Annotated in this window: 6 protein-coding genes; 5 read left to right on the top strand and 1 reads right to left on the bottom strand. The window is 31.2% G+C overall.

Annotated features, from left to right (window positions below):
* Window positions 1-62: 62 nt before the first annotated feature.
* A complete protein-coding gene (locus tag OM967_RS02750; RefSeq protein ID WP_264337581.1) occupies window positions 63-7,661 on the bottom strand; it encodes a tetratricopeptide repeat protein in 7,599 nt (2,532 codons plus the stop codon).
* A 378-nt stretch (window positions 7,662-8,039) separates the two neighbouring features.
* Here OM967_RS02750 and OM967_RS02745 point away from each other — a divergent pair, with 378 nt between their 5' ends.
* The 5 genes from OM967_RS02745 to OM967_RS02725 all read left to right on the top strand — a co-directional run bounded on the left by OM967_RS02745 (window position 8,040) and on the right by OM967_RS02725 (window position 14,122).
* Window positions 8,040-9,056: a hypothetical protein gene (locus tag OM967_RS02745; RefSeq protein WP_264337580.1), complete on the top strand. Its 1,017-nt coding sequence runs from the start codon at window positions 8,040-8,042 to the stop codon at window positions 9,054-9,056.
* Between the two features lie 41 nt (window positions 9,057-9,097).
* Window positions 9,098-10,774: an NACHT domain-containing protein gene (locus OM967_RS02740; protein ID WP_264337579.1), complete on the top strand. Its 1,677-nt coding sequence runs from the start codon at window positions 9,098-9,100 to the stop codon at window positions 10,772-10,774.
* Between the two features lie 837 nt (window positions 10,775-11,611).
* Window positions 11,612-12,538 (top strand): ABC transporter substrate binding protein, encoded by a 927-nt coding sequence (locus OM967_RS02735; RefSeq protein ID WP_208571533.1) that lies wholly within the window; start codon window positions 11,612-11,614, stop codon window positions 12,536-12,538.
* 6 nt (window positions 12,539-12,544) lie between these two features.
* Complete coding sequence (locus tag OM967_RS02730; RefSeq protein WP_208571534.1) at window positions 12,545-13,384, top strand: ABC transporter permease; 840 nt, start codon at window positions 12,545-12,547, stop codon at window positions 13,382-13,384.
* Between the two features lie 9 nt (window positions 13,385-13,393).
* The gene (locus OM967_RS02725) at window positions 13,394-14,122 is read left to right on the top strand and encodes an ATP-binding cassette domain-containing protein (RefSeq protein ID WP_208571703.1); all 729 of its coding nucleotides are present in this window, start codon (window positions 13,394-13,396) and stop codon (window positions 14,120-14,122) included.
* The last annotated feature ends 270 nt before the right edge of the window (window positions 14,123-14,392 follow it).

The following is a 14,392-nucleotide window of genomic DNA, read 5'->3' as shown; positions in this document are numbered from 1 at the left end:
TACAATCTTCTAAACGAGGTAGCTAAGAAGCTCCATCAATGGTTTGACCGTCCCTTCCAAAATCATACTGATCCACGGGCATTTATTGCACCATTGCGAACTCGATTATAACTGCAGAAGCACTTCTTCATAAAATTATATCCAAAAATTACTGCAATGTGCATTAGGACGTTTCTTTCTGGTTTAACAGATTTTGTCTGTTCCGGTGCTGATACACCAGATTGTTTAGCTGTTTTTTTAAGTGTCTTTTTAAATTCTTCCATTATATTAAGTGTATCAGCCAGCACTTCTTCATGAGTAGCAGAACAAAACTTAGGAAGAGGATATTTTTTATCTAGGAAACTTTGTAATAAGAAGAATCCTAAACCAAAATTGTTACTGATACAAACTTCACTACTAAATTGGCTAGTACCAGATGTATTAGAATAATTTGCTGAAGTTTCAGGCAGAGCAGCTCTCGAATCTAATAACCCACTCACAGAGCTTTTTACCCAACCAAATAAATCATTTATCCATGAAGATGGTCGTCTTGTACCACTACTCATTGTGTACTCACTTCTACGGTTTCTAATGTGCTGCCTATGTCTATGAGGTTGATCAGATAACATGACTTCTGTAAACACATCATCGTACACTTGATCCTTATATTCTTTTTTCACAACATTAACGTCTCTTGCTGTACTTATTTCTTTCTCATAATCTTTTAACACTATCTCTTTATCAGTAAATTTTATTGATAACGTTTTCATCTTAGGTGTTTTATAGAATTTACTAAGTGTAATACTGCAAAAATCATCTTTAGTAATAGTCGAATCAAAAGCATTAGTTATTATTAGATCATGACCATTACTACGAACAAACGTATTGTTTCCTCCTTTTCTAGGCGTGATAAGCTCAGCATCTTTCTCCACATCTTGACCCGTTACCACAATAATTTCTTTATCCTTTTCAAAGATCAAAGGTAGTGGCTTTAATTCTAATTCAGAACTTATTTTCATAGGCGCACTATCTGAGATAATACAAAGCTTTCCATACCAGTCCAAACCGTTTCTTAATCTTATTGTCAGCACTTCTACTGTTGGCACTTCTAATAAAAAGCTTTGCTTTACTTCTGTTTCTAACTTAACTAGCAAATCATTCCCATCTTGAAAAATTCTTGGCAGATTAATATGTATTTTCAAATCATCTTGTATTATTTTTATCACGTTACGTAAATCTAACGTATCTATAGAACTTGCTTGATCAGGATTGTAGATGTTTATTTGTGGCATAGAAAAAATATTATGTTCATATCTTTGCTCACCTGAGGCTATAGTAATTACGTATATGTTTTTACCACCATTTCCAATTAAGTGACTGTTATAGATTGGATTATTGTAAATTACCTCACACTTCCCATAGCCAACAAGTATAGATTCATCACCATCTTGAACAGCGATAGTCATATTGAGTTTATTTGCTATAGCTGGGTAACTTTCTATAATTTCATCAATAGTTTTATTAGTATTCTGTATTGCATACAAGTTTCTTTCCTTACCTACTTTTATTTCAGCACTGTCTTTTAATTGATAGATTATATTGTTCATTATGTTATATGAGATAGATATACTAAAGTTACTATTTGCAACTTTTGAGGAAAAATCGAACTTTATACTATTGTGATCTTTAATATCAATATTCTGAATATCAGCAAGCAAGTAGTCAAATATAAACCTATGGTTATTTTCGAAATTAGCAAGTAATTTAACAGATGCACTACCTTTTTGAAATGGTACAATATAGTTAAAGTTACCTTTGAGTGCTAGATTATTTACTTCAGTGTAATTTCTAACTATTACTTGTATATCATAGACACAGTTATTATCTTTTATTTCCAAATAATCAAGTTGATCTTCCTTACCACCATTACCATCCAAGAATTTAGTTTCACATGCACTAAATATATGATCTGCCTTAGCTTTTCTACCAAGCACTCTTTCTACTGAATTAATTTGAAATCCAGAATAACCATATCTGTTGTACATAATAGTGCCAATATTTGTATTTAAATACACATTCACACTTACAGCTTCTTGAGCAAATTCAGTCAGATCTAAGGTATCAATTCCATCCTCTCCGTACAAAGACCCTTCTATCAGATCTCCCTGCAAAACAAAGATATCATTCTTATTTCCTCCATAATATTCTTTAGACCCATCATTCACTACAAATATGTTCGAACTATCCTTAAATCCTTTTGCATAATCTTCACCTTCTCCTAAATTAATCAGAGTATATCCTTCTATCTTGTTATCAGATAAACCAATTGCATTTTTACATAAATATGAGCCATAACTTGGAGCAGGCTCATCATCTCCTTTTGGTAAACAAAACAATTTTCCACCACTTGGATTATTCGGCCTTGCTCTGCTCCATTTTATATCATTTCTTTTTCTGTCAAGCAGTACTGTACTGTCTAAATCTATCTCAAATTTAGTTGTGCATTCTTCAGTATAATAATGTCTAATCCCAAGTGATGTTGTGTGCAGCACTTTACGACAAGAATTCACAACTGATTTACCAGTAGGGAATACATAGCTTTGAATATCACTATACTCCTTTAAATACTCAAATCCTTGCTTAACTAATTGGTTATAAAGTTGTTTTTCTTCCATTAACTTTTCTACATATTGTTCAGGTCGCATACCTATAAATGCACGCAATCCTTCAATAAATTTTTCTCCTCTAGTTAAGTGAATAATTTCATCAATTTTATCAACTCTCTTTACTGCCATATAAATATCAGTGTAAATAAATACTGCAGTGCCAACTCCTGCTCCAATAGGTCCAGTAATAGATGAAACTCCTTCTAATACTTCAAAACCTTCAGCAACTTCAATCCCAATCTCTGCAGCGTCAACTCCCAGGTAAATGCTATCTCCTACTACGCCAACCAATGCTCCTTCTGTACCATTTTTAAATGCTTTTACCTGATTTACTAAATCATAAATAATAAAGGCAGAAGTACCTCGAGCAAGAAAAGGTGATGCAACTCTTAAAGACCTACCAAGTAATACCTTTTCTTCTGAGAGCAAATTTAATCCTTTACGAGATGCAACTTCAGCAACTTTAGCAAATCCTTGACCACCGGCAATAAAGCCAACATTAATTGCTACACCCTGATAATCTCCGGTTAAAAAGTCAGCTAAAATATTTTTAGCTATCATTCCATGCATAGTTATGCTAGAGATTTTCTTTACTCTATTTAAATGATTCATGACCTTCTGATTACTGGTAAGCTTATTGACCAAATTGCTAAACCTACCCTTAACTTGCACTTTATCTGCTAGCTCAATTAGCTGAGAACGTTTTTCTTCTGGTATATCTTTTATATAGTCAATAAACTTTTTACTATCTATTTTAATTTTACTAAAATCTCTTTTCTCATCTTTTTCTGTATTGAATTCATCTACGTCTTCCCAAGACAGTTTACACTCCCCAATCTTCGCTTCTCTTTTGCTCTTTCCTGAACTCGTACTTGGCAAACATTCTTCAACTTTACCTCTTTGATATATTACAGACACCCTTTCTAACAACTCTTTTGCTCTCTGAACATTACCTAAAGCTCCATCGGCAATAGCTAAATCTTCTAAGGCTATAGCTACTTCAAAATGATTTTCTCCATAATGCTTCTCTAAAATAGGTAAAGCTCTTTCTAGCAACCCCTTTTGTTTCTGATAATAACCTAAAACTTCATAACTGATACTCAGGTTTACTAATGTTTTAGCTACTTCAAAATGTTCTGCTCCATAACATTTCTCTAAAATAGATAAAGCTCTTTCTAGCACCTCTTTTGCTTCTTCAGAATCACCTAACATTAGATAATACATACCTAAATCTTCTAGCATTATCCCTACTTTAAAATGCTCTGCTCCATAGTAATTCTCTAAAACAGGTAAAGCCTTTTCTAGCAAATCTTTTGCTTCCTCATAATCACCTAAAGTTTCGTAAGCATTACTAAGATTTGCTAGAGCTATAGCTATTTCGAAATGATTTTCTCCATAATGCTTCTCTAAAATAGGTAAAGCCCTTTCTAGCAACTTTTTTACTCCCTGAGTATCACCTAAACCTCTATAGGCGATACTCAAATTTACTAATATTTTACTTACTTCAACATGATCTCTTTCATGATATTTCTCTAAAATAGATAAAGCTCTTTCTAGCACCTCTTTTGCTTCCTGATTATCACCTAAGGCTATATAATCAGTGCCTAAACTTTCCAGAATCATACCTATTTCAAAATGCTCTTCCCCATAGTGCTTCTCTAAAATAGGTAAAGCTCTCTCTAGCAACTCTTTTGCTCCTTGATAATCATCAAAGTATCTATAGATGTTACTTAAATTTACTAATATTTTAGCTACTTCAACATGATTTTCTCCATAATGATTCTCTAAAATAGGCAAAGCTCTTTCTAGCAACTCTTCTGCTCTTCCATAATCATCTAAAGCTATATAAGTGATACCTTGATTTGTTTTAGCTATAGCTACCTGAAAATGATCTTCTCCATAATAATTTTCTAAAATAGGTAGTGCCCTTTCTAGTAACTCTTTTGCTCTCTCATAATCACCTAAAGCTATATAACTGATGCTTAGATTTACTAGTGTTATAGCCACTTCAAAATGATCTTCTCCGTAATGATTCTTTAAAATAGGCAATGTCCTTTCTAGCAACTCCTTTTGCCTCTTAGGATTACCCAAGTTAAGATATCCGTTACTCATCAATATCAACAAATTCTCAAGATAATCCTTTTCTATTTTTTCTTTATCTTGAGGATTCTTTTTTAACCAACTATCTATACGTGATAAAAATGCCTCTAAGTGCGGTAATAATTCTCGTTTTTTTAAATAGTCTTCTAATTTATCACTACCATAAGGAAAACTTGCTCTGAGTAGCTCGAAAGTCTCTTTCATAACTTCTTCGCTTTTACCCTCTTCTTCTAACGCTATTTTTGTCACTTCTTGAACTAATTTATGAATACTCAACACACCTTGCTCTTGTTCACCATTAACCATAGAATATTTTATAAGTAAACGAACAGCAGACCTTAATTCCTCTTCATTATTTCCTGTCAAATCTAAAAAGAATTCTCTACTAATATTGTCAGGTGCAAGATAAGAGATAACATCAAGAATCCTTAAAGCTAAATTTCCATGCTTTTCATTGCTTGCTATCTTATCGGTTGTAATCTTCCAAGTTGTGAAAGTTGTTTTTGCATAGTTATTATCAATTCCTCTAAATCCTTCATAATTAAGCAAATCTTTCGCTTTTTTCTCATATTCCTTTAGGTAATCATCTATATCAAATTTTCTAGTAACTCTTTGATCTTCAATATATGATATTGCTTGCTGTATAGCTAAAGGAAAGTGTTGTAATTTCTCTACCAAAGCTTTTATCTTTTCATTTTGAGATTCATCTTCTATACTAAAGCCCTTTTTTACAAATTCTATCGCTTCTTCTGACTTTAATTCGTTTAGATTAATAACTTCTATCCCCCTTTCCCACTCTCGATTACGAGAAGTAATTAAAATATAAGGTCCATTACCACCCGGTAATGAATCATGAATTGGTAAAAACTTATTCAAATAATTACTTTTCTCGGCATCATCAAAAATAAACAAGCTTTTACTATTACTGAAAAATTCATAAACCTCTTCTATGAGAGCTTTTATATCCTTTTCTTTTCCATTCTCATCTTTTATATCAATTCTTAGTTTATTCTTCGCTAATCGAGTAAATGATTCAACAAGAGCTATCTCACTTTCAGCATTGATCCATATAACGTTGTCATAACAATCTTTACTATATTCTTGAACATATTGTCTAGCTAACTCAGTTTTTCCTATTCCTCCTAAACCGCTAATTGAGGTTATTTGTGATATTACTGTTACTTTTTCTGAACTACGTTGTATCTTATTATGTAGGTCAATTAACTCTTCCCTTCTTCCAGCAAACAAAATTACTGGCTTTTTCACATTAAACCAAATAGGCTCTCTTGCTACAATTGCATCATATATCTTATCAAGCTTTTTATCTATTTTCTCGAAACTTTTTTCACTTTCTTTCCTTCCTTCTACAATAGAATCTGCTATCTTGTGACGTTGCCTACTGGCTTCCTGATATTGACTCATTAATTCATCAAAGACTCCCTTAATCTCATTTTGATTACTTTCTATGTAACCTGATAACTCATTAAAATTCTTACCTATATAATCCTCTAATTCATTGAAGTTTTTTTCAGCTTCCTGTTCCATTTCTCCTTTGAATTTGCTTAGTAACCTCTCTTCGACTAACTTCGGATCTTGCTTATTAATCTCATTCAATAATTCATCTTCCCATTCTTCATTTGTTTTCCCATCTGACTTTAAAACATACCTATACTCTTCTCTGGGAGGATTTTCTTCACTGTATTCTTTCATGAATTTTTTTATTTTATTTTCCAACTCCCACTTCAAAAGAAGACGATAGCCATATTTGCTAGTATCACTCTTTCCATCTATTCTCCTATAGTATTTATCAGCACGACCATCGCTCTTTATCGTTACTAATCCCGCTTTATCAAATATTTCTGCAGTATTCCATGAATTTTTACTTTCTAAAGTATGTCCTAGCTTAATATGAGGAACACCAGTGTAGGTTTGTTTATATCTTTTTGATTCTCCAAAAATAATACCCTCAGTAATTGAGGAAGCACAAAGCTCTTTTTCAGTATTTTTTCTATAGTAATCAACCACTCTATTCACAGCATCTTCTGCTAATTTTGTCATTGCTCTCCGCCAACTTCCTTCTGCTGTTACTTGTATAAATTGGCTCTCAAAACTTTGAAAGATTTCAATACCAGATTTTACTAACTCTTCCCTGACTTTGATTGGATCCTTTTTAAATATATACAATTGATCTATCAGCTTTTTAAGCTCTGCTCTATTATAACTACTACCAATGCTGGATATTGTTGCTCGAAGAATGTTAATTCCAATAAGAGGAATTACTTTTGATTCCGCTTCTCCTTGTTCTGTTCCACCTTTTCCTATATATATTATCATATTAACAAAATCAGCCCATTTACCTTGCTTTCCTCTTTGATTTTCTAGTCTCTTATAGTACTCTGATAAAGAGCGTTCATAAATAAAAACAAAATCTTCAACAAACTTTCTTAGCTTTTCATGTACTTCCTCCTCCTGTGCAGAAAGTCCTTTTACTTGATCAGAAAATTTTTTTAAATGTTCTTCTAGAGTCCTAATAATCTCTCCCTTATTTTGTTGCTTAGCAATATCTAGTGGAGTTTTACCTTGATTATTTTTAATATTTGGGTCTATACCAGACACATTCAAAAGAAGTTCAACAATGTCTTGATGATTTTTGCTTACAGCAACATGTAGTGGTGTATTACCACCATCATTGAGATCAATATCATTAATATTTTCTACTTGAGTAAGTAACCCTTCAATTTCACTAATCTTATTTAGCTGAGGATTATCCGTTCTATGCTCACGTATCGCAAGAAACAACTTGGCAACATTAATATCATTAGGGTTATATTGACGTCTTATTCTATTTTTAAATTGAAAAGATTTTTCTTCCCTATCTGAACTAGTTGCTTGTGGGTTAGTCTTTATATCTTGCATAAAATCCCTCTCTATTTCATATAAAAACCTAAATTTTGTTATATGCTAATAAATAGAATTGGCAATGCAAGTAGTTCTTATGTGTATTTTGATATTTTATCTTCAGGCTATTTTATTTAAGTTTTTGACTAAAGAGTTATATATCTCTTTGGCCTAGCAATACATTTTACTAAAAATTTAAATAAAATAACCATTTCCAGAACTCAAAACCGGCTAGTGAGAGAAGAGTTTGTTTTGGGATGTATTGATCTGGTATTTTTAACGAAAGTTTCATGTTTTATATCTATTCTTTATATAAGTTAAGTAGTTACTTAATTTTATAAATAACAAATATTAACTACTTATTATAAAGATGGTTATTTTGATACTTAATCTATCATGATTGATTGTAAGAAGAATAAAAAATTAAAATACCAGTACAATAGCATTGATGTCGTAAAGGATAGTAAACTAGAAACTCTAGTTGATAAGCATGAGGGAATATATGAAACTTATTCAGCTTCTGGACTGAAATATAGCCTACATGGTAATGTCTACCAATTAAAACTATTAATGCTCTTTTTAAACCGCGGTTTAAACAAAGGTTATGACTTCCGTCTAGCAACAGAATGGGATGATGCAGAAAAATTTGATGACTTAGTATTCCGGTATATCGATAATCAAGGCCATATCAGGTATCGTTTTCTACAGGCTAAACATAAATTAGATGAGAATAAAAAAATTACTGTGGGAGATTTACTGACGCAAAATAAAAATGGTGAATTTAACTTGGAAAAGTATTTTATTTCCTATTTAAAAATTAAAAAGAACAAAAGTTTTAAAGAAGGCATCTTAGAGGATTTTATTATCTGTACTAACATTGATTTTGGCAATGCAGTACAAGATCAAACAAGAAAACTCAAGAGCAATTCAATAGAAATCTTAGTAAAAACAATCAGCACCTATGATTGTTTTTTTCAAGATGGTGGCATAAGGTATAGATTAGAAAGTAATAATGATCTGATTTCATATTTCACACAAAGTAGCACAGCACAAGAAGAAATTAATGGACAAGGTATAGATCAAAAAGTAGAAGAGTTTCTTGCACATCTAGTATTTGCAGTAAATCAACCTAATGAGATTGTACTGGATAGCATTATTGGTAGAGAAATAGGAAAAAAGTTTAAGTTAATTGACTCTGATCTCATTTCACATGATTTTCAGAAACAGATGCTAGACTGGATGAAAGAGAAAGGATTAAAGGGAAAAGAAGGAAGATTTCTTTCGACTGACAATGGTAGGAAATTCTTTGATTTCATAGAAGAAAAAATACACAAGATAGAAATGGTAGGACCAACGTTAAGATATAGTAGAAAATTAAGACAATTTAATATTTTTTTAAGAGTGGTAACTTAGCAAAAATTAAAAATTTCTTAAGTAGGGGTAAAAAACAGGTTTTGAACCTCGTAGCTCAACAGGGAACCAGATTGAGTGCTATTAAAGTCAATCAAATTTTGTATAGCCTATATGATAGTGAAGATAGCTTTATTCTCATATCTCTAGCCAACATACTAAGACTACAAGACAAGGTATTAAGTGCTTTTCAAGCAGAAAATACTGGGAATTTGTTGGTAATCAAGTGCAAAAATAAGGAAGTATACGATGTACAAGATTTATATATGAAGTTAAAGAATACTATAAGAGATAATATCAATAAAAAGATTATCCTTATTACTGGGAGTAACAACCATTTAGCCGATGCATTCAAAAATGATTGCAACATAGGAAGTAGATATCAAGAAAGCAATGATAATATTAAAGGCTTATGTGATCTTACTGTAGATTCACAAAATAAAATTTTAGAAAGAAAAGTGATTTTTCAAGGTGAGGAAATATTCCTCGGTGATTTATTGTCTAATAAAAAAGACATAATTAATGGGGAAACATTTTCTAGATTAATTAGTGGTCAAATTGAAATAGGTAGTACAGTTCCGAAATTAAACTGGATAGACAGAAAATGCTATATAGAACGTACATTTAGTAACGTAGAAAAAGGCATTTCTAATGCGGAAGAAATTACTGATAAGGTAGCAATTATAGCTGCTGATTCTGGTATGGGTAAATCTACTGTATTAACTCATTTGGCAGAACAGGAAAAAATTAACAGTGCTTCTACGTGGGTAGTTAAAATTGATTTAAGCGAATATGGGCAGTTATTAAATGCAGAAAACTTTAAAGGCTGTAGCAAAGAAAAGGCAATTGATTTTTTGTCAGAGATAATAAACTTGAATACTTATTTAGAAAAAGAATTATTCAGGAAGAGTTTTGATCAGCCAAACAAGGTTGCTTTGTTTTTTGATGGAGTTAGTTTTGCTTGCAAGGGAGCTATCACACTTCTTAAATCTCTAAAGAATACTCAAGTAAAAAAGTTATGGATAACTATTAGAATGAATATATACAAAAAACTAGAAAAGGAGCTAGATGTATTTTCGTATAAGCTGAATTCTTTGACAGCAAATCAGCAGAAGGAATTTCTAAAAAAGTTTTTTCAAGTCAATCTAAAAGTTAATAACATAGATGAAAGCCGTTTAGATTTCTGCATTCAAAAATTGTTTAATGCTTTTAGTAGTAGAATGAATATGAAAGAGGAATTTACATCTTCTCCACTGCAGCTAAAAATAGCAGCTAAAATTTTTCAAGATGATTTCCAAAGATTTTATAATGATAACAGTCAAGGTGAATTCCTACTGCAAGACTGCTTTGACCTAAATAATATATATAAAGAGTTTATTAAGACTAGATTTGACATATATTCCAGTATACACGAAAGAAATATAAGACCAAGTGATAGATTATCATTTAATAGTTTTTTTAAGCAGCGTCAATTTTTGGCTTTATACTTAGTTTTTGGAAAAGAGGTTTTAAAGTGTTTATATCCTAGTAAAATACAAGAAATAAATTCTTTGATAGAAGATATGAAGAAAGGAAATGGGTATGTTGGAGTAGTGGATGATATTATAGATGATAAACAGAAGTTTACTCATAATACTTTTACTGAATATCTTGTTAGAAGAGGACTTATTTATATATCCAACAAGCACAAAAAATATAAGCTAGAGCAGGAAGAACTATAAAGACAGTTGTAACCTAATCTTGCACAGTTGTTTTTGTAATAACGACAAAAAATAAGTTAAGGGATCTTGTCACATAGCTACTCATGAGAAGAATTTATGAAGCAAATTCAAAAAGAGATACACTAATATCAGTAAATTTGTTAATCAAGTAGCATTTTGAGAGCTAACCTTATCCGAGAAGAAGGTGCAGAAGACAGGAATATTTTTCATAAGAAGAATGATACCAATAAAAATCTTTTATTCTATTCAAGATATAAAGCTACCATACTTTCCTATATATTTTAGATAAATCTTTACTAATTTAATAATATATACTATTAATAACTTAAATAATTACACATTTCTAGTGTTTAAAATTAAGAGCGGTGAGAAGTGTTTTTCTTGGAATCAATTGGTCTACCATGTGTACCATACGAACTTTTTTATATGGTAATTTCACTGTAAGCTAAAACCAGCTATATTGGATCACTTTCGCTAAATCTACGACGAACTGGTTTGCCTAATTTTGTTGTAACAATTTCAAGCTTTTATTTTTACAACCCTATTTTTACGCAACGCGTTCTCGTAAATATACGTACTATTTTTGTGTTTTTGGGGAAAGTAAATAATTAAATCCTTTACGACGCTAATTCGCAGTATGTTTCTAATGCTATTTTCACTGCTTCAAATATAATTGACATTATATTTAAAACATATTAGACTTAGTTATATAATAATAGAATTTATATATATGATATCTGTAGAAATTAATAATTTAAATCAAGGATGGCGTTGGCGTAAATAATTTTACATCAATTTTAGGCTTTGTTTGAATTGTAGTTTTTATAGGGTATCACGATGTTGTTTTCCGTCATTTTTAAAGCTTTCTATTATAAGAAGTATCTTTTAGCGTTTCTATCTGTCCTGTTTTTTACTGTTGCAGTTTATGCTAATCATAAAAATATTGGTATTATTGTACCTCTTGAACATGAAGCAATGACTCAGATTGTTAATGGAATTAAAGAATCGTTGCAAGACCAGAGTGTTAAAATTACAGTTAAAAATGCTCATGGGGATCCTAATGTTTTACTCACAATAATTAAGCAAATGCAGCAGCAAGACATACTCATGCCTATTGGTTCTTCTACCTCTCTAATGACTATTTCTCATATAAAAAATAAACCTATCGTTTGTGTAGCTGCAGCAATAAATAACAAAAATCATCCCTTGGTGACCGGGGTTAATGATGAAATATCGATAATAAAGTTAGTTGATAAACTACCATCGTTGTATGATATAACATTATTATATAGTAGTAGTGAAAAAGTAGCACCTGCAGTAAAAGAATTAAAATTATATGCAGAAAAAAATAATATTGTTCTCCATAAAATGATGATAAATAACTTGACTGATCTCCCGCTAGCGGTAAAAAATAGCCCTAAAAATACGCAAGCTTTTCTAATCTTAAAGGATCATTTACTAGCAAGTGGCATAAATATCTTAAAACAAGAAGCGGATAATAGATCAATTCCTATAATTGCTTCAGATGAAGGGTCAGTAATTGACGGTGCAACTATAGCAATAGGGGTACGAGAAAAGGAAATTGGAGTTAATAGTGGATTAATTGCCAAAGATGTTTTAAACGGCATTCTCCCTAAAAATATTCCTTTTAAGCTTATGGATAGTTTAATGCTCTTTATTAATTCTAAATCATTTTCTAGACAAAAGATTCTAACTAAACTTGAAATATCTTCTTTACCATTTCAGCGTATAGAAATTGAGTAACAAATAATGGACATACTATTTATAGCGTTAGAACAGTCCTTTTTAATACTACCTCTTATTTTGGGGATGTATATAAGTTATGAAATTATGAAAATTACAGATTTAACTGTTGATGGTACTTATGTTTTAGGGGCCGGTATATTTGCCCGTACCATTGATTTTGGGCTATTTCCAGCATTAATATTTAGTATGCTTGCAGGTATGATAGTTGGAAGCATAGTTAGTTTTATGCAAAAAAATGACCGTATTGATAGTTTAATAGCCGGAATACTTGCAAGCTTTATGCTATATTCGGTTAATCTGCGAATACTTAGACGCCATAATATATCAATATTAGGAACGCCAACGATCTTATCATTATTTAATTTAGAAAATTGGTTGATTCCACTAACTATAATCAATTGTATTATCATTATATCACTAGTATTTTTACTAAATGGAAGGTTAGGATTATTACTTCGAGCATTTGGCTATAATAAAAATTTATTGGGTATTTTAGGGAAAAGACCGGAAGTTTATCGAACTATAGGTCTTGCATTAAGTAATGGATTCGCGGCTCTAACAGGTGCGCTTGCTGCTCAAGTAAATGGATTTGCGGATATTAATATGGGAATAGGACTTGCGCTTACTAGTGTTGGAGCTATTGTCATCGGATTACATATTTTTAGAGGTAATCCTCAGTATTTTCATATTTTTATGCAAGTAATTGCATGTTTTGTCGGAATATTTTTTTACTTTGTAAGCCTTAGCAGCATATTGCATATAGGAATTGATCCTGTAAATTTGAAGCTTGTTTTAGGGGTAATATTATTTATATCCTTGCAACGCAATAGGAATTATGGATAAAGAAAAAATATGGAATCTTATTTATATGCTAAAGAAATTGAGTTTAAAGTAACGAACCGTGATAAACCAATAATTTATGATACTACCCTTAATATTGACAAAGGTGAATTTGTAGTGTTACTTGGGGCCAATGGAAGCGGTAAATCTACCTTAGCTAAAATACTAGCCGGCTATCTTGCACCAACGAAAGGAGAAGTATTTTTAAATCAATTACCTATTGATAAAATCTTACCTATCCAAAAGGCTTTTATGGTTGTTACTTTAACCCAAAAAGCTGAAGATAGATTATTTACTGAATTAACTCTGGAAGAAAATATTCTTCTATGGGAAAGTAGGTTCCCAAAGAATGAGCGTTTTACAAGTAAAGAAGTAATTTCTAAAACCTATGCCCCTAAAAAATTTTTATCTCTTTTAAATCAACCGATAAATAATTTTTCTGGAGGAGAGAAACAAGCTATTTTATTAGCCCTTGCAATTAGTCATCCACCTCAAATTTTATTTCTGGATGAACATACAGCAAGTTTAGATCCGAAAGCTTCTAAAGAAATTATTGCGATAACAGCTAAAGTAATAGAAGAACATAACATCACTTCAGTAATGATAACTCATAATTTAGAGGATGCTGTAAATTATGGCAAAAGGATTATAGTATTGGATAATGGGCGAATAGTAATAGATAAAGTAAAATCTTTTAATTTTTACTTAAAAGAGTTAAAAGAAATTTTGAACTCTCTATAACAAAATTGATTTATTAGTAAGTATGGTTGTAGCTTTACTTTTGGAATATTCAAAAAAGCATACGCGTCAAGTTAAGGAAAAGTAGCTGATAAAAAGGGGCAAATGCTTTTAAGTAGAGTATCATCTCTTTGCATTTGATGGCGGTAAATAGGCACAATGTTGTTACTGGCAGGTGTAGCTAATTAAAAGTAGAAGCATCAATGTCAGTGAAGTTTAAAAAATACAAAAGTTAGAAAAATTATGCTTGCATTGGTTTTCTATCTACTATAC

The organism is Wolbachia endosymbiont (group B) of Dolichovespula media (assembly GCF_947179505.1).
In the GTDB taxonomy this organism is placed as follows: Bacteria; Pseudomonadota; Alphaproteobacteria; order Rickettsiales; family Anaplasmataceae; genus Wolbachia.
The sequence above is the reverse complement of the archived record's forward strand: the minus strand, read 5'-3'. Positions and strand labels throughout refer to the sequence as shown.

What these genes read in the sequence shown, in the direction of transcription:
- OM967_RS02750 (WP_264337581.1), bottom strand. Translation starts at nt 7,661, where the DNA reads ATGCAAGATATAAAGACTAACCCACAAGCAACTAGTTCAGATAGGGAA.
- OM967_RS02745 (WP_264337580.1), top strand. Translation starts at nt 8,040, where the DNA reads ATGATTGATTGTAAGAAGAATAAAAAATTAAAATACCAGTACAATAGC.
- OM967_RS02735 (WP_208571533.1), top strand. Translation starts at nt 11,612, where the DNA reads ATGTTGTTTTCCGTCATTTTTAAAGCTTTCTATTATAAGAAGTATCTT.
- OM967_RS02730 (WP_208571534.1), top strand. Translation starts at nt 12,545, where the DNA reads ATGGACATACTATTTATAGCGTTAGAACAGTCCTTTTTAATACTACCT.
- OM967_RS02725 (WP_208571703.1), top strand. Translation starts at nt 13,394, where the DNA reads ATGGAATCTTATTTATATGCTAAAGAAATTGAGTTTAAAGTAACGAAC.